Annotated in this window: 17 protein-coding genes; 2 read left to right on the plus strand and 15 right to left on the minus strand. The window is 61.6% G+C overall.

What is annotated here, in order from left to right:
- The 14 genes from U1A24_RS07900 to U1A24_RS07965 form a co-directional block, all read right to left on the minus strand.
- A complete protein-coding gene (locus U1A24_RS07900; protein ID WP_322321434.1) occupies positions 1-729 on the minus strand; it encodes an SDR family oxidoreductase in 729 nt (242 codons plus the stop codon).
- Between the two features lie 15 nt (positions 730-744).
- Complete coding sequence (locus U1A24_RS07905; RefSeq protein ID WP_322321435.1) at positions 745-1,989, minus strand: sugar ABC transporter permease; 1,245 nt, start codon at positions 1,987-1,989, stop codon at positions 745-747.
- Positions 1,986-2,795 (minus strand): ATP-binding cassette domain-containing protein, encoded by an 810-nt coding sequence (locus U1A24_RS07910; RefSeq protein ID WP_322321436.1) that lies wholly within the window; start codon positions 2,793-2,795, stop codon positions 1,986-1,988. The genes U1A24_RS07905 and U1A24_RS07910 overlap by 4 nt, the downstream gene beginning before the upstream one ends.
- A gap of 67 nt (positions 2,796-2,862) precedes the next feature.
- Positions 2,863-3,915, minus strand: coding sequence for a sugar ABC transporter substrate-binding protein (locus tag U1A24_RS07915; RefSeq protein WP_322321437.1), 1,053 nt, complete (start codon positions 3,913-3,915; stop codon positions 2,863-2,865).
- Positions 3,912-4,037, minus strand: a complete 126-nt coding sequence (locus tag U1A24_RS07920; protein ID WP_322321438.1) for a hypothetical protein — start codon at positions 4,035-4,037, stop codon at positions 3,912-3,914. The genes U1A24_RS07915 and U1A24_RS07920 overlap by 4 nt, the downstream gene beginning before the upstream one ends.
- A gap of 103 nt (positions 4,038-4,140) precedes the next feature.
- Positions 4,141-5,022, minus strand: coding sequence for an AraC family transcriptional regulator (locus U1A24_RS07925; RefSeq protein ID WP_322321439.1), 882 nt, complete (start codon positions 5,020-5,022; stop codon positions 4,141-4,143).
- Positions 5,023-5,311: 289 nt separating this feature from the next.
- On the minus strand, positions 5,312-5,917 hold the full coding sequence (locus tag U1A24_RS07930; RefSeq protein WP_322321440.1) for an alkylhydroperoxidase domain protein: 606 nt from the start codon (positions 5,915-5,917) through the stop codon (positions 5,312-5,314).
- A 7-nt stretch (positions 5,918-5,924) separates the two neighbouring features.
- A complete protein-coding gene (locus tag U1A24_RS07935; RefSeq protein ID WP_322321441.1) occupies positions 5,925-6,533 on the minus strand; it encodes a CMD domain protein in 609 nt (202 codons plus the stop codon).
- A gap of 21 nt (positions 6,534-6,554) precedes the next feature.
- On the minus strand, positions 6,555-7,586 hold the full coding sequence (locus tag U1A24_RS07940; RefSeq protein WP_322321442.1) for a putative FMN-dependent luciferase-like monooxygenase: 1,032 nt from the start codon (positions 7,584-7,586) through the stop codon (positions 6,555-6,557).
- A gap of 3 nt (positions 7,587-7,589) precedes the next feature.
- Complete coding sequence (locus U1A24_RS07945; RefSeq protein WP_322321443.1) at positions 7,590-9,203, minus strand: ABC transporter ATP-binding protein; 1,614 nt, start codon at positions 9,201-9,203, stop codon at positions 7,590-7,592.
- The gene (locus U1A24_RS07950; protein WP_322321444.1) at positions 9,200-10,051 is read right to left on the minus strand and encodes an ABC transporter permease; all 852 of its coding nucleotides are present in this window, start codon (positions 10,049-10,051) and stop codon (positions 9,200-9,202) included. The genes U1A24_RS07945 and U1A24_RS07950 overlap by 4 nt, the downstream gene beginning before the upstream one ends.
- A complete protein-coding gene (locus U1A24_RS07955; protein WP_322321445.1) occupies positions 10,048-10,989 on the minus strand; it encodes an ABC transporter permease in 942 nt (313 codons plus the stop codon). Before U1A24_RS07955 ends, U1A24_RS07950 begins: the two co-directional genes overlap by 4 nt.
- Positions 10,990-11,049: 60 nt before the next feature.
- Positions 11,050-12,693 (minus strand): TIGR04028 family ABC transporter substrate-binding protein, encoded by a 1,644-nt coding sequence (locus U1A24_RS07960; protein ID WP_322321446.1) that lies wholly within the window; start codon positions 12,691-12,693, stop codon positions 11,050-11,052.
- A 200-nt stretch (positions 12,694-12,893) separates the two neighbouring features.
- A complete protein-coding gene (locus U1A24_RS07965) occupies positions 12,894-13,358 on the minus strand; it encodes an Lrp/AsnC family transcriptional regulator (protein ID WP_322321447.1) in 465 nt (154 codons plus the stop codon).
- Between the two features lie 132 nt (positions 13,359-13,490).
- Here U1A24_RS07965 and U1A24_RS07970 point away from each other — a divergent pair, with 132 nt between their 5' ends.
- Positions 13,491-15,851: a transketolase gene (locus U1A24_RS07970; protein WP_322321448.1), complete on the plus strand. Its 2,361-nt coding sequence runs from the start codon at positions 13,491-13,493 to the stop codon at positions 15,849-15,851.
- Here the strand turns inward: U1A24_RS07970 and U1A24_RS07975 are convergent.
- Complete coding sequence (locus U1A24_RS07975) at positions 15,848-16,297, minus strand: Lrp/AsnC family transcriptional regulator (RefSeq protein WP_322321449.1); 450 nt, start codon at positions 16,295-16,297, stop codon at positions 15,848-15,850. The genes U1A24_RS07970 and U1A24_RS07975 overlap by 4 nt on opposite strands.
- A gap of 130 nt (positions 16,298-16,427) precedes the next feature.
- Between U1A24_RS07975 and U1A24_RS07980 the strand changes: the two genes are divergently transcribed.
- Positions 16,428-17,636 carry a PLP-dependent aminotransferase family protein gene (locus tag U1A24_RS07980; protein WP_322321450.1) on the plus strand — a complete coding sequence of 403 codons (1,209 nt, stop codon included), beginning with the start codon at positions 16,428-16,430 and terminating at the stop codon, positions 17,634-17,636.
- Positions 17,637-17,648: the final 12 nt, after the last annotated feature.

Raw genomic sequence — 17,648 nt, forward strand, 5'->3', positions numbered from 1 at the left:
CTACAAATCCACCGAGTTGGGCAGGATCACCAGATCCCGGATCGTCACATTGCGCGGGCGGGTCAACATGAACAAGACCGCATCCGCGACTTCCTTCGGCATCATCAGGCTGCCATTTGCCAAAGCCTCGTCCATCTTCGCCTTGGGCCAATCATCCAGCAGGGCGGTGACAACCGGGCCGGGGCACACCGCGCCAACCCGAATGCCATGCTTGGCAACCTGACGCCGCACCGTATGCACAAACGCCTGCACCGCGAATTTCGACGCAGTGTAGATCGGCTCCCACACCACCGGCACGATGCCCGCAATGGAGGACGTCATCAGGATATCCCCTGTCTGCCGTTCAACCATATGCGGCAGCACGGCTTGGATGGTGCGGAACGAGGCGTTGATGTTCAGGTTCAACATCCGGTCCCATGCGTCAGGATCGCCCGTCACCACATCGCCACCAACATAAGCCCCGGCATTGGCGTGGAAGATATCCAGCTGCCCGGCCTTCGCCAGAATCTGCGGCATCATCGTCGCCACACTGGCAGGGCTGGTCAGATCAATCACTAGGGGGATAGCATCCGGCCCAAGTTCGGCACACAGGGCAGCCAGCCTATCCCCGGCACGGTCGATCAGCACCACCCGCGCCCCGGCCGACAGCATCGCCTTGGCACATTCCAGCCCGATCCCCGAGGCCGCCCCGGTCACGGCGGCCACTTTTCCATTCAACTCTTGTGACATGATCATATTCCTGAATTAAGCCCGGCCATGCGAGGCACGGCTTTGGCGGGCAAGGCTGTCTACGATCACGGCAATGGCCAGAACCGCCCCGGTGATCATGTAGCGCAGGGATGACGACAGGTTCAGCAGCGTCAGCCCATTGGCGATGGATTGGATCACGATGATCCCCAACAGGGCTGAGAACGCCGAGCCCCGTCCGCCAAACAGGCTGGTGCCACCGATGACTGCCGCTGCGATGGCGTTCAGGTTAACGTCGCCCGTGCCTGCCTGTTGGCTGGAGGAGGCTAGGCGCGCCGCAGACAGCACACCTCCTAGCGCCGCAAGGCTCGAACACAGCGCAAAGGCACTGATATAGATGGCACGCACGTTGATCCCCGCGCGCCGCGCCGCTTCGGCATTGCCGCCCACGGCTTTCATTGAACGGCCCCATTGCGTGCGGGTCAGCGCGTAATTCATTGCCAGAACCAGCGCCACAAACAGCGCGAACATCCACGGCACACCGCGACCAAGGCTTAGGTAGGCGACGATAGCCAGTAGGGCGATGGTGGTCAGAACCGCTTTCAGCACGAGACCCGAGGACGATCCCGCCGACAGGTTTGCCGCCCTACGCCGCGCATTGGTGGAACGCCCAACCACCAGCATCACAATGCCGGGGATCAGCGCCAACGTATAGGACAGCCACGCGGGCAGGATCATCAACTGGCCAAACTCAACCATTTTCGAGCCATAAGGCAGGTTGATCGAGCCCGTCGCGCCCAGCATGTAAAGCTGCAAGCCCAGCAGGGCCAGCAGCCCGGACAGGGTGGACACGAAACTCGGCATCCCCAGTCGATTGCGCAGGGCGGCATAGACCGCGCCAATCAGCGCACCTAAGGCCACGGCGGTGCCGATGGCGACAGGCAACGGCACGCCTTGGTTGACCCAGATCACCCCGACCAGAGCCGATCCGACGCCGCTCATCGAGCCGACCGACAGGTCAATTTCGCCCAGCATCAGCACGCAGACGATGCCCAAAGCGATCACTCCGGTGGTCGAGCAATCGAACAACAGATTCACAAGGTTGTTTGGCGACAGGAAAATCGGGTTCAATGCGGTAAACACCGTCCAGATGATCGCCAAGCCGACCACCACGGGCAAAGACCCCAGATCGCCGGATTTCACCCGATCCCAGAACGCTTTGATGGTGCCGGAAAGCCCGGTGGCATGGGTCACGCGCGCATCGGCGCGGTCTAATTGCTGGCTTCCAAGTTTCTGGCTCATTGCTGTTCTCCTGCGGCTTCGCGCAACCGCTCGGCACGGCGCGAGACGGCGTTATCGGTGGCCCCAGTGATGGCGCCTACAAGTTCTTGATTGCTGGCATCTGGTGTGAACACACCATTGTTGCGCCCCAAGCGCAGCACCACGATGCGGTCGGCAACAGCACGGACATCTTCCATGTTGTGGCTGATCATGATCACGCCCAGCCCCTTGTCACGCACCCGCTCCACAAGGTTCAGAACCTCAGCGGTCTGCGCCACGCCAAGCGCAGCGGTGGGTTCGTCCAGCATGATGATCTTCGGGTCCAGCAGCAAAGATCGCGCGATAGCGACGGTCTGCCGCTGGCCACCTGACAATGATGCGATGGGCTCTCGCACAGAAGGAATACGCGCGGCCAGCTCGTTCAGCAGCGTCCAGGCGCGAACCTCCATTGCGACCTCGTCCAGCCGCAGCGGCTTAAGTTCCTGCCCCAGAAAGATATTCGCCACCACATCCAGGTTTTCACACAGGGCAAGATCTTGAAATACCGTTGCAATACCCAGTTGCAACGCCGCCGAGGGGCTGGTCATCGCAACGGGTTTTCCGTGGAACTCAATGCTACCGGATGAGGGTTGATGCACCCCGGCCAGCACCTTCACCAGCGTCGATTTGCCAGCACCATTGTCGCCGACCAAGGCCACGACCTCGCCTGCATGGATATCAAGATCAATATCCGTCAGCGCCGACACCGCGCCGAAATTCTTGGAAATACCACGCAAGGAAAGCAGCAGCTCTCCGGGGGCTTTGCGGGAATGGGATCGGTCCGACATGGCGGCTCCTTTCAAAGCGATAAAATCCGTCTGGGCCGGGGAGGGCGGCCCAGACGGCAGGGACGCGTTACTTGATGCCAAGTTCCGCGCAACCAGCGGCGTAGCGATCCACACACAGCTCGGCTGCGGTCAGGATGCCCTTGTCGATGATCTCGGCCTTCAGGTTTTCCCGGGTCACCACGGCAGGCACGAACAGCTGCGACGGGGTGTCATAGAGGCTCATTTCGGCTTTCGGGGTTTCGCCATTCAGGAACTGCACCGCAACTTGTGCCGCAGCTGCCGCCACGATTTCCGAAGGTTTCGAGATGGTGTTGTATTGATCGCCCGCGATGATCAGTTGCAGCGCGGCCAAGGTCGCGTCGTTGCCGGTCACGGGTGGAACGGGGTCCACGCCTGCCGCTTTGAACGCGGCAACCGCACCGCCACCCGTGCCATCATTTGCCGCGACCACACCGATGATATCGGCACCAAAGCGGGTGATCTGGCCCGCGGCCCATTCCTGCGCTTTCGGCGGGGCCCAATCCGGGGTGTCGAATTCGGCCAAAGTCGCATAGCCGCTGGCCGCGATGCCTTCATGGATACCGTCTTTGATCAACCCGGCCGCGGCATCGGTGGGCGAGCCGTTGATCTGCAATACGCCACCCTTGTCGGTGGGCAGGCCGAGGTCTTTCAGATGCGCCATCAGCGATTCCGCAATCGCTTTGCCGATGCCTTTGTTGTCAAATGAAACATAGTAATCGGCGGGCTTGTCGGGGATCGGTCGGTCATAAGCGATCACCTTGATACCCTGACTTTGCGCAAGGCTGACCAAAGCGGCGGCGGCACTGCTGTCGACCGGGTCCAGTACGATCACTTTAGCGCCCTGGGTGATCACCGAGTTGAATTGCTGCTGTTGCAGCGCCACATCGGCGTTGGCGTTCTGATAGATCACCGTGCAATCGGCACACAGCTTTTTCATCTCGGCCTCAAAGCCGGGAAAATCGTGCTGCTCATAGCGGGTCGAGGCTTGGTCGGGCATCAGAAACGCCACCGTGCCAGCGGTTTGCGCGAAAGCCGCGCCAGAGATCAGGGCTGTCGACAGCGCCAAGGCACCCGCCAGATGCGATACGATAAGTTTCATTGGTCGTCCTCCATGTTGACCGGTTTTGTTGGAACCTCGGCGGCGCGGGTCAGCACCGCCGAGGCTTGTCGGCTTGTCATCGGGCAAAGCACGGCCAAGCGGGTGCAGTAGGGGTCTGCCACCGTTACCTTTTGCCTTCAGTCGAGCCGGGTCTTCGCCACAAGATTTGCCGGGGCGGGGTCCTCCTCCCGCCGGGCTTGGCCTATGGCTGAATATCTCCCGCTGTCAGGCCGCGAGGGCCGGGTTTTGGTTCTCGGCCAGCAGTTCGCGAAAGCGCGAGGGCGTCATGCCCTTTTGCGCCTGAAACTGCCGGTTAAAGTTGGATATGTTGTTGAAACCAGAAGAAAAACACACATCGGTGATCTTCATCTCATCCCTGCCCATCAGCAACTGGCAGGCCAGATTGATCCGCAAGCGGTTGACGTATTTCACCAAGGCCTGCCCGGTGTGCCGGCGAAAGCTGCGCGAAAACGCCGAGGGCGAAAGCCCCGCAATCGCAGCCAGATCGCTCTCGCTGAACGGCTCCGTCAGGTTGGTGTTGATATAGGCCAGCGCCTCGTTGATCCCGGTCGACATGAAGCCGGAAGGGTCTGGCAGGTAATTCGTCGAGGTGAGTGTGGTCACTTCGGCCCGCTGCAACAGGCCCAGCAAACCGATGAAAACTTCAATCCGCCGAATGCCCTGCGCGGTCACAAGCTCTGCCAACAGCGGCGCTGCGGCCTCGGCGGTCGCCGGGCTGAACAGCGCCCCCCGACGGCTGGTTTCCAGCAGCCCTTCACAGGCGGCCAGTTCCGGCAGCAGTGCCATGGCATCGCCGATAAACTCTTCGGTAAATTGCAACACGCGCCCTCGCAGCGGCACGCTTTCGCCCTCGGCGAGATGGCTGACCCAGTTATGCGGCAGGTTCGGCCCGGTCAGCACCAGATTGCCGGGTTCAAAATTACCAATGAAATCGCCAACAAAGTAATGGCCCGACGTCGCCACCACATGATGAATTTCGTATTCCGGGTGAAAGTGCCAGCGCACCGTGTGATACGGATAGCCATGCGCCCAGGCCTTGAAAGATTCCGAGCGTCCAATCTGGACGACCTCTAGATCCGGTTTCATCCGCGTCTCCTCCCTGCGCAAATCCAGACTCAGGGCCCGGTGATTGCGTCGTCTGGCCCGGCAGGTTTCTCCGTGGCGTCTGACAAAGCTAACAGGGCGGGTAGGGGCAGACTACTACAGTAGGGCGGCAAGGCTGATACTTTTTTGCCGATTCCATCTAAAGTTCGGCTGAAATATCGACATGTTTGGCGACGCCATGTGCCGAGGGCGTCGATGGGAGGGCGAAAGAATCAGTCCTTGCGTCCGAATTTGGTTGACCCATTGCACCCAAATTCAGACGGGTTGGGGCTTAGGCCGCCGCGGGGGAAGGCTCGCCAATCGACAGCATCAGCCGATTGGCCCAGTTGAAGAACGATGCCGACAGCACCAGATCGACCTGCTCTTGCACGTCAAACCCAGCCTCCAACAGCGCCGCCGACTCTGCCGCCCTAAAAGCGGGCGGCGTCTGCGACAGTGCCGCAGCCGCGCTGACCACCGCGCCATTGCGCCCAAGCAAAGGCGAAGGGATACCCTCCTCCAGCAGCACATTCACCTCATCTGCACGCTTCAGATGATGAATGGCAAATCGCGCATGCACCGAGGCGCAGAAGATGCAACCGTTCAGCCGCGACACTGCCGCCGCCGCCAATTCGCGCTCGGCCCGAGGCAGCCCGCCCTTTGTGTTGTAGAATATGTCCTTATCGGTGCGGGTACGCGCGCCCAAAACTTCCGGGTCATGCGCCAGCAGCATGAAATATTCGGATTTCGAGCGGGATCTATCCACCAACCCGGCCCAATGCCGCTCGGTTAGATCGGTCTCAGCCAGTGGTTGCAACCAAGGCAGCCAGCCCAGTTCATCGGCGGTGAAGCTGACGGGTTCATGATTGTCGGGGTGGGTGATCACAGTATCGGTCATAATATCCTCAGGCGGGAATAGCAGTGGCGGCATGGGCGGCAGCAACCGCTCGCAGGCCAAAGACGACGCGGATCTGAAAGCTGAGAAATGCCACCAGCTGCGACAGCACAACGACGCCCGTCGTGCTCCAGCCCGCATCCAACAGGCTCTGCAGCCCGGCCTGCGAGGCATCGCGCGGATGCAGCACCAACAGATGCGCCTGCTCCAAAGCAGCGGAGAGCTGATCTCCCAATGTCGCTCGAACCTCGGATGAGACGCGGTAAATCAACCCTGCGCGATCTTCGACCGACAGCGGGCCTTTCGGGAAATAGCCGTAAGGGCCAGTGGTGCGCGCAGCCTCGGCTTCCCGCAAAACCACTGCCGCAATCCCACCCGCATCACTGCGCTCTAGCAGCGCCCGATAATAGGCGCGGGTTTCCGGCTGATCATGCAGCACCGCGACAAAGGCGGCGATGGCATGACGCTCCAACAGCGACACCGCCCCCGCATCAAAAGGATGCAGCAGCAGTTGATAGCTAAGCTCCGCCTGCGCCCGCGCCTCTGCGCGTGCAGCAAAACTGGTGTCTAACGGCGATCCGGGATCAATCCCGACAAGGCGGTCAATCAGAGTGATCATGGCGTTTCCTTTCGTCAAATCTCAAACAGCAGTGGCCCGCAGGCGCGCCGGATAGGGGGTTTCGATCCACCCCAAGGCGGGGGCGACTTGGGTTGCGAACAATTCAATCGAGCGCAGGATGAAGTCATGCGGCGGGTCCACCGAATGCACCTGCACCGCGATTTCGGTGGCATGATCCAGCACCCGATCCGCCGCCAAAGACTCGGCGACCTCCTCTGGTGTGCCAACATGGCAATCCATCGCGAAGATCAGATCATCCAGCGTATCGCCGGGGAAGACATGGCCAATCGACTGAAAGTGCTGGGCAACCTTACGCAAACCGTCCTCAGCCAAAGCCCGCGCCTCTGCCCGGGTGTCCGCCACGAACACCGAGCGTGAGGCCAGAATTCGCGGTGCCACGCCTGAGGGCAGGTTGGCGTGATAGGACTCAACAATCGGCAGCTGCAGATCAGCAAGACTGGCGAGCGGGGTATCTTTTGGTCGTGGCTGGGTGCGCGACAACAGCAACCCGTCGCCGTCTTGCCCTGCTTTGATGCCGCCCCCGACCGAGAACGTCGCCTGCCACACCCGCTGATCCAATCCCGCCGCCGCCGGATAAAGCCGATTGTCCCCCGGCAAAGCATCGCCAACCCAAGCTTTGCGCAGCGTCGCCAGATGCGCATCATACACCCCCCGCCGATCCGCGAAATCGCGGCCAAATGCGGTGAAGGATGACGGCGTGCCGCCCGATCCCACGCCTATCTCCAGCCGCCCACCTGACAGAGCATCGGTCACCACCGCGTCCTCGGCCACCCGCACCGGATCCTCCATCGTCAGCGTCACAACCCCTGTCCCCAAGCGGATGCGCGAGGTTTGCGCCGCGACATAGGACAGGAACGGGAAGGGCGAGGGCAATCCCCCCTCCGCCCCATTGAAATGGTGCTGCGCCACCCAAGCCGCATGATAGCCCAGCGCCTCAGCATGGCGGATTTGCGCTGTGGCCAAGCGGTAGCGCTCTGGCGCAGGCACGTCGTCCAGCAGGCGGGTGAAAAACCCGATGCGTTTGCGGCTCATGGTTCAGGCTCCTTGCAGGGCAGGGGCGCGTTTCGCCCCCGGAATGGCGTCGATCAACGCACGGGTGTGTTCGGATGCAGGATAGGCGAAAACTTGGGCGACCGGGCCAGTTTCGACGGGTTGGCCTTTGTGCAACACCGTCACGGTGTCCGCAATGGCGCGCACCACCGAAAGGTCATGTGAAACAAACAGATAGGTCAGGCCAAGATCGCGCTGCAAATCATCCAGCAGCCGCAAAATCTGCGCCTGCACGGTGACATCCAAAGCCGAAACCGCCTCATCCAACACCACGACCTGCGGGTTCAGGATCAGCGCGCGGGCGATGGCGACGCGCTGCCTTTGCCCGCCAGAAAGCGCTGCAGGGCGGCGATCCAGCACCTCGGGCGGCAAAGCCACGCGGTCCAGAATAGCCCGCACCCGCGCTTCACGCTCGGCTTTGGCCACGGGTTCAAAATTGGTCAACGGCTCGGCGATGATCTGACCGACCGTCTGGCGCGGGTCCAGCGAGCCCCACGGGTTCTGGTAGACCAGCTGAATTTGCCGCCGAAACTGCCGCAAATCCTCGCCGCGCTTGGCGGTGATTTCTTGTCCACCAATCACGATCCGCCCCGAGGTCGGCCGCGCCAACCCCACAATCGCCCGCATTGCGCTGGTCTTGCCCGAACCGCTTTCGCCGACAATCGCATGGGTGGTCCCGCGTGGCACAGAGAAGGAAAGCCCATCCACCGCGCGAAACGCCACTGCCCTGCGCTGCACAAACTCCACCCGCAAATCCTCGACCCGCACGGCGGTATTCCCACCCAGCGGCACAGGCCGCACCCGCGCCGCAGCAAAGGCCGGGGCATCCGCCAGCAACTGCCGCGCATAGGCGCTGCTGGGTGCGCGCAGCACGTCCGCCACTACGCCCTGTTCCTGCACCCGCCCGGATTTCAGCACTACGATCCGGTCGGCGCGATCCGCCGCCACCGCCAGATCATGCGTCACGAGCAGCACCGCCGTGCCCGTCTTGCGCCGGAGATCGTCGATCAAATCAAGGATACGCCGCTGCACCGTGACATCCAGCGCGCTGGTCGGCTCATCTGCGATGATCAGCGCGGGCTCCAAAGCGATGGCAATCGCGATCAGGACCCGCTGCTTCATGCCACCTGACAACACGTGTGGATATTGGTCAAAGCGTCGTTCCGGCTCATTCAGCCCCACGCGGCCCAGCAACTCGATCACCCGCTCCCGCCGCAGCGCGCGCGGCACGCCATGCGCCGCCAGCACTTCCGCAACCTGCCCGCCAATCGTGCGCACCGGGTTCAGCGAGGCACCGGGGTCTTGCGGGATCAGGCTGACCACCCGGCCCCGGATGCCGTTCAACGCCGCATCGCGCAAGGTCGTCAGCTCTTGCCCCAAAAGCCGGATCGAGCCGCTCTCAATCCACGCGCCTTCCGCCAGCAAACCAATCACCGATTGCGCCGTGGTGGTCTTGCCCGAGCCACTTTCGCCCACCAAAGCCACCACTTCACCTGCACCGATGCTCAAGGACAGATCGTGCAGCACCCGCGTGCGCCCGCCATCCGTCGCGGCGTATGACACCGATAAATTGCGAATTGCCAGAACAGGATCGTTCATTGCAACCTCCGGGTCAGCGCATGGCCTACGGCATTTGTCGCCAGTACCGTGGCGATCACCACCAGACCGGGAAACAAAGTCAGCCACCACGAGGTTGTCATGTAGTTCCGCCCCTCGGCGATCATCAGGCCCCATTCCGGCGTTGGTGGCGGCGCGCCATAGCCCAAAAATCCCAGCGTCGAGATTTGCAGAATCGCCCAGCCAAACTGGATCGCCGCATAGGCCAGCACCGAGGTCACAGCGTTCGGCAGCACATGCCGCCACAGCACCGCAAAGAACCGCCCGCCCGATCCAAACGCGGCCTCGACATACTCGCTGCGCCGCACCGTCACCACCTCGGCCCAGATCAGCCGCGCAAACCCGGCAATCGCGGTGACACCTACCGCCACGGCCACCTGCAGCGTGCCAAAGCCCAAGATCACGATCAGCGCCAGCGACAGCAGCAGCGCCGGGATCGACAGCAACACGTCGATCAGCCGCAAGATCGCCTGCTCAGGCCAGCCTCCCACCGATCCGGCGAGCACCCCCAGCAGGCTACCAACCGACAATCCAACCGCGACGGCAACAACTGCACCGGCCAGCGATTGCCGTGCACCATAAATCAGCCGTGCCAGCACATCGCGGCCCAACTCATCGCTGCCTAACCAATGCGCCGCCCCCGGTGCTTGCAGTTTATAAGCAGGCACCCCCGCCACCGGATTGAAGCTGGTGAAGGCGCTGGGCAGCACAGCCCACAGCGTCACCACGGCCAGCACCGCGACAGCCAAGGCCAGTCCGGGGCGGGTCGCGACTTGCAATCGGGGCAGGGCGCGGCTCCGGCGCGGCAAAAGCGTATCCTGAACGGTCATGCTGCAAGGCTCCGGTTGGCGCGCAGGCGGGGATCAATCACCAGCGACACAAGATCGACAAGAAAGGAAATCGCGACAAAAGCCGCCGCCGAGATCAACACAATCGCCTGCAACACCGCGATATCCTGCGTGCGCACGGATCGTTCCGCCAACCGCCCCAAACCATTCAGTCCGAACACGGTTTCCGTCACTACCGCCCCCGCGATCAACTCGCCCAGCAGCACCCCGGCAATGGCCAGTGTTGGCAAAGCCGCGTTGCGCAGCACATGGCCCCACAACACCGCCCCACGCGACAGACCCTTGGCACGGGCCACCGGAACAAAGGCGCGGGTTGAGACATCCTCGATATTGCGGATCAGAATTTGCGCAATCGGTGCGGCAATCGGCAGCGCCAGCGTCAGAACCGGCAGCACCAGCTTTTCCCACGGTCCCGGCGCGATCACCGAAACCCAACCCAGCTTGAACGACACCAGTTGAATCAACGTAATACCCACCCAGAACACCGGCACCGACACCATCAGCGCCGGCACCGATCCGATCCAGCGCCGCAACGCAGGCCACGGCCCCAGAACCGCCCCCCAAGCCAGCACAAACGCCAGCCCCAGCGCGGTCAGCAGGCCCAAACTCGCGAGCAGCAAGGTCGGCGGCAGGTTGGTGGCAATCTCTTGCGCCACAGGCACACCCGACTGCACCGAATAGCCGAAATCGCCTGACAATACCGCCAACAGTGATTGAAAATACTGCACGAGGATCGGCGCATCTGAGCCATAAAACACCCGGATTCGCGCAATATCTTCCGGCGTCATCCCCATTTCCGGGTTCAGAAACCGAATCAACACCGCGTCCCCCGGCATCATCTGCACCAGAATGAACGAGATGGTGAAAGTAGCCAGCAGCACCAAAGCGCCTTGGCCCAGTCGCGAAATCAGATGTGTCATCGGGTTGTCTCCGGGAATAAAACCGCGCGCCCGGAGGGGACGAGCGCGCGGATCGAGGCGTCACTGCGTGGCGTTGCCTTTGGAAACACTGTAGAAAGACGGACGCCCGACGGCCTCGAACACAATGCCGCTGACATAGGGGGCAGCGGCAAACACTTGCGGTTCTTCAAAAATCGGGATCGCATAAGCTTGATCCACGACATAGCCCTGCACCTCGGCCACCAGCTCCAGCCGCTTGGCCGGATCAACTTCCGACGCAATCCCCTCCAACAGGCCGTTCAGCTTGGCATCGCTGAAGCTTTTCACCTCGGTCGCCACGCCGCCGGTCTGCAGCAGCACGTTGCGATTGGTCGGATAATACTGGCTCTTGATCACATCCGGGTCAGCACGACCCACCATCGCGGGCGACACCGGCGTTTTCGCTGGGTCCAGATTATCCACCGTCGCCGTCCCCGCATCCCCCGGCAGCACGTTCAGCGTGACCCCCAGCTTGGCCCATTGCTGCGAGATCAGTTGCAGCGCCGCGCGGTTTTGCGGCTGCGGCAGCGATTCATAGGCGGTCAGGATCAACTCGACGCCGTCCTTCTCGCGCTTGCCCGTCGTATTCAGAGTCCAACCCGCCTCATCCAGCAACTTGGCGGCCAGCACCGGATCAAACGCCAGCTTGTCGGCCAGATTGACGTAGCCCTGCGCAGTCGAGGCTAGAATAGAGGTTGCCTGCGGATAATGTTCCGAGAAAATCGTCGTGACGATCTCTTTGGTATCCGTGCCATGCAGTAATGCCTGCCGCACTTTCACGTCTGCCACCAACGGGTTATCTGGTCGGAATACCACCGAGTTGTTGATGCCTCGCGTCGGCGGCGCAAACAGTTGGAAGCCAGCACTGGTGATCTGCGCCTCATCATAGGCCTGAATCTGCCGCACCACATCGGCTTGGCCCGACAACAGCGCGCCAATCCGCACCGAATCCTCTGGCACGATCAGAAGGCGGATTTCATCCAGATAAGCCCGGCCCTGATGCGCGAAGCTTTTCGGTGCCCAGTTGTAATCCTCGCGCGCCTTGAACAGAATCTCGGTGCCCACTGTCTCGCTGGCCACAACGAACGGCCCCGAGCCGATCACTTTGGTCGCATCGCCCAATTCGTCAAACTTCCGCGCCAAAGTTGCCTGCGCCACCAATCCCGACCCAATCACCGATGTGCCTTGCAAGAACCCCGGCGAGGGTCTTTTGAAGGTGAATTTCACCGTCAGCGGGTCGATGACTTCCGATTTCTCATAATTGTTCAGCACTTCCGAAGGCCGGAAATTCTGATCTGGTTTGCCCAGACCATAGCTGTCAAAATTCGCAGCCACCGCTGCCGAATCCAGCGGTGTGCCATCCGAGAACGACACACCGGGGCGGATCTTAAAGGTAAACTCCGTGAAATCCGCGTTGATCTGCCACGACTCGGCAATCCAGGGCTCAATCTCTAAAGTCGCCGGGTTCTGCCAGGTCAGTTTGTCGGTGATCTGGCTCAGCACCCCGCTATTGGGGTAAAATCCCCCGGCTGGTGGATACAGCGCCGTATGCGCCTGCTGATCCAGATAAATCAGCGTGCCACCCTGCACAGGCACGCTGTCAGCCTGCGCAGTCAGTGGCAGCACAAGCGCAGTTGCCGCAGCCAACAGCGCGCGGCGCGAAAGTTTGAAAGCGGTAAGCGACATGATCTGATCCTTGATGGTGGCAGCGCGGCCAATCAGCCGCCGATGCCCAAGGTTAGACCTATCAATCTAAAAACACGATGAAATAGATCGTGTTATTTTTCAACCCCAACAGCAACTCTATGCTGCACAACCACACCTTGCCAAAAGTTTTGTCTTTGGGCGCGCTCTCTGCACTGAAAGCCCGAGTCGCACCGACCCCGCTAAGGCACCCGCGCCAACCCGGCCTTGACCCGCCGCAGCGGGATAGACGACTCAATCGACGCCACACCCCGCACTTTGGTCAACCGCCCCACCAGAAATCGCTCAAACTCCGGCAGACCCGAGGTCGCCACCCGCAGCAGATAATCGCGATTGCCCGTCATCAACCAGCAATCCACCACCTCGGGAAAGTCAGCAATTGCGGCCTCAAACGCCGCCAACGCTTCATCGACCTGCTTGTCCAACTGCACAGACACGAACACCGAAACACCAAAGCCCAGCGCCGCCTCGTCGATCAGCGCGGCATAGCCAGTGATGATATCGGCCTGCTCCAGCAACCGCAGACGACGGGCAACGGGTGAGGGGCTCAGACCGATCTGCGTGCTGAGATCGTTGATCGTCAGGCGGCCGTCCTTTTGCAATACCCGCAGGATTTCAATATCAAAGCGATCCAGATTGGCGGACATCGTTACATACTTCTCGATTTATGGTCATTACCACCAGATATCAGGCAAATAATGCATGATAAAGCCGAGATTCACCTTAGGATTGGCGATATACCACAGCCAATACCACAGCTGTCGCAGGAAACCGCCAAAATGCCCCATCTGAAGACCATCGAGCAGCGCTTGTTGTGGCTGTCGCATTGGATGATCCACCACGCCAACCACGTCCGCCCGAAAGTCGATGCGATCAAGATCGGCGGTCATCAGGCCTCGTCTGCCTCGATGGTGTCGATCATGACGGCGCTGTATTTCTCGGCTCTGCGGCCCGAAGATCGGGTGGCGGTGAAACCGCACGCATCGCCGATCTTCCACGCGATGCACTATCTGATGGGCAACCTCACGCTTGAGAAGATGCAGAACTTTCGCGGCTATCACGGGGTGCAAAGCTATCCCAGCCGCACCAAAGACGGCGATGACGTAGATTTCTCAACCGGTTCGGTGGGCCTGGGGGTCGCGATCACCTCGTTTGCCTCGATTGTGCAGGATTACATTGCGGCGAAAACTTGGGGGCAGGGCCTGCCCTTGGGCCGGATGGTGGCGCTGGTTGGCGATGCCGAGTTGGACGAGGGCAATATCTACGAATGTCTGCAGGAAGGCTGGAAACACGATCTGCGCAACACCTGGTGGATCATCGACTATAATCGCCAGTCGCTGGATGGCATCGTGCGCGAGGGCCTGTTCCAGCGTGTCGAAACCGTGTTCCAGGCTTTCGGCTGGGACGTGGTCCGCATCAAATACGGTGCGCTGCAACGCGCCGCCTTTGCTGAACCCGGCGGCGAAGCTCTGCGCGATTGGATCGACGCCTGCCCAAACCAGCTTTATGCCGCGCTCACCTATATGGGCGGTGCGGTCTGGCGGCAGCATCTGCTCGACGATCTTGGCGATCAGGGCGAGGTTAGTGCCTTGATCGCGCGCCGCAGCGATGCCGAACTGGCCGAACTGATGGAAAACCTCGGCGGCAACTGCGTGCAGACCATGGCCGAAACCTTCGCTGCCATAGATCATGATCGCCCCACCTGCTTTCTCGCCTATACGATCAAAGGCTGGGGCACCCCGATTGCGGGCCACAAAGACAACCACGGCGGCCTGATGACGAAATCGCAGATGGCTGAATGGCAGGCGCGTATGGCCGTGTCAGAGGGGCAGGAATGGGAACCCTTCGCCACCGTCGCCGACCCCAACGGGCTCAAAAACTTCCTTACAAAGGTTCCCTTCTTCGCCAATGGCCCGCGTCATTTCACCGACGCCACTCTCCAAGTGCCGCAGATCACCGCCGGATCGGATCGCGATATTTCCACCCAAATGGGCTTCGGCAAAATCCTCGACGATCTGGCGAAGGGCGATTCCGATCTCGCCGCCCGCATCGTCACCACTTCGCCCGATGTGACAGGCACCACCAACCTCGGCCCTTGGGTCAATCGTCGCAAACTGTTCGCCCGCACTGCACAGGCGGACACCTTTCAGGATCAGAAAATCGCCTCCACCGCGAAATGGGACTTCACCCCCGCAGGCCAGCATATTGAGTTGGGCATTGCCGAGATGAACCTGTTTCTGCTGCTGGGTGCTGCTGGCCTGTCGCACGCGCTGTTCGGCAAACGTCTGATCCCGATCGGCACGGTCTATGATCCCTTCGTCGCCCGCGGCCTCGATGCGCTGAACTACGCCTGCTACCAAGACGCCCGCTTTATCATCGTCGGCACCCCCTCCGGCGTCACCCTCGCCCCTGAAGGCGGCGCGCATCAATCCATCGCCGCGCCCCTGATCGGCATGGCGCAAGATGGCCTCGCCGCCTTCGAGCCCGCCTTTGTCGATGAACTGGCCGTCATCATGGCTTGGGCCTTTGACTACCTGCAGCGCGATGGCGCGGGCGACCCGGATGAGCGCACATGGCTGCGCGATGAAACTGGCGGCGCTGTCTATCTGCGGCTTTCCACCAACCCTATCGAGCAACCGGGCCAACGTGCCGATCAGGCCTTCCGCCAAGGTGCCATCGACGGCGGCTACTGGCTGCGCCCACCGGGGCCAAACTGCGATGTGGTGATCGCCTACCAAGGCGTCATCGCCCCCGAAGCGATCAAAGCCGCTGGCCTTCTTGCCGAAACCCGCCGCGATGTGGGCGTGCTGGCCGTCACTTCCGCAGATCGGTTGAACGCAGGTTGGACAGCCGCCCAACGCGCCCGCGCCCGTGGCAACCAAGCCGCGATTTCCCACATCGAACACCTGCTCGGCACCCTTCCCGCGCATTGCACTCTGCTGACGGTGATAGATGGCCATCCAGCCACCCTCGCATGGCTCGGCGGCGTGCGCGGCCATCGCACCATCCCGCTGGGTGTCGAGCATTTCGGCCAGACCGGCACGATTGGCGATCTTTACCGCCATTTCGGCATCGACGCCGCCAGCATGGTTGAACGTATCGCGGGCTTAACGCCGGGCGCACGCCCAACAGGCCATTAGCCCGGCGCACCATCCTGTTTCAGAATAACCATCGTCGTGGTTTCCGCCACGGCGGGGATAGATTGCAGCACATCGCGGATGAAGACCCCCAAAGCCTCAATATCGCGCACCCAAATCCGCAGCATGTAATCCAGATTGCCCGTCACCAGCAGGCATTCGGTAATCTCAGGATGCTTTGCCACAGCCGACAGAAACTCCCGTGTTCCCTCCGGCCCATGCCGCGCCAACCGCACCGAGACCAGCACGCAGACCTGCAGCCCCAAAGCCCGCCGGTCGATCTGCGCCGCATAGCCGGTGATCACCCCGGCCTCCTCCATCCGCTTCACCCTGCGCCCGCAGGGCGTCGGCGATAACCCGACCTGATCCGCCAAATCCAGCATCGAAATCCGGCCATCCCGCCGCAGCACGTCCAGAATCCGGTGATCAATCGAGTCGAGATCAAGCATAGCGATAGTCTCTCAAAAATGGCGAGTGTGTAGAGAATAACTGCAAGAAATCTGTCTCACCTGCAAGTATTTGCAGAGTTTCCCCACAAATCTTGCCGTAATCTTTCCGCCAAACAACGAGTCTCACATCATGCCACAACCCATCCCCCCACGCCCCGCCTTCGCCAAATGGCTGAGCGACACCAATGATGTGACGCAAATTTTCCTCTCTGCAGGCCAAATTCCCGGCCTGATCAACATGGCGGGCGGCCTCCCTGACCCGGCCACTTGGCCGATCACCGCCCTGTCCGACCTCGCCGCCCGCGCCATCACCGACCACCCCACCAACGCCCTCGCCTACGCCCCGATCGAAGGCCTGCCCGCCCTGCGCGATCTGATCGCCGACCGTTTCAACGCCCCCGGCCTGCACCTCTCGCGCCAAAACGTGCTGATCACCTCAGGCGGCATGCAGGGCCTTGATCTGATCGGCAAGGTTTTGCTGGAGGAAGGCAGCCTGATCGCCGCACAAACCCCGGCCTATCTCGGCGCACTCGACGCATGGCGCCCCCGCCGCCCCAGCTACCGCCCGATGCGGCTGGAGGCCAACGACTTCACCCCCGCAACCGCCCTGCACGGCGCGCAATTCGCCTACACCGTGCCGAATTTCTCCAACCCCACCGGGCGCCTGGTGCCACTTGAAGACCGCCAAGCCCTTGTCGCCGCCGCCCAGACCACGGGCACTTGGCTGATCGAAGACGATCCCTACGGCACACTCTATTACGACAGCCCGCCCCTGCCGCGTATGCTGACCCTCGCCGCCACAGGCACGCCTTACAACGGCCCGGTAATCTACCTCGGCACTCTGTCAAAAGAACTCGCCCCCGGCCTGCGCGTCGGTTGGGTGATCGCCGCGCCTCAGATGATCCAAGCCCTCGTGATGGCCAAACAAGGCTCGGATATGTCCACCTCCGGCCTCAGCCAGCGCATCACGCTCGATGCCTTCACCTCGGGCCTGACCGACAGCATCCTGCCCAACATCCTAAGCCTCTACCGCGACCGCCGCGATGCCCTCTGCGCCGCAATGCACACCCATCTGGCAGACCTGTTCGATTGGCAAACCCCGTCAGGCGGCATGTTCGTCTGGGCCACCGCCCGCAATCCAGCGCTGAACACCGACCACCTTCTGCGCGCGGCCCTCGCCCACGGCGTCTGTGTCACGCCCTCCAGCGTCTTCGACCCGACAGGCCAAAACCGCCGCGCCATCCGCATCAACTTCACCTTCAACGACCCGGAGAGATTAGCCGAAGGCATCCGCAGACTGGCCGCCGCCACCCGCGCCTGCCTCACCGAAGCTGCCTGACCTTCCACCTCC

The sequence above is a fragment of the Cypionkella sp. genome, assembly GCF_034376685.1.
GTDB lineage: Bacteria > Pseudomonadota > Alphaproteobacteria > Rhodobacterales > Rhodobacteraceae > Cypionkella.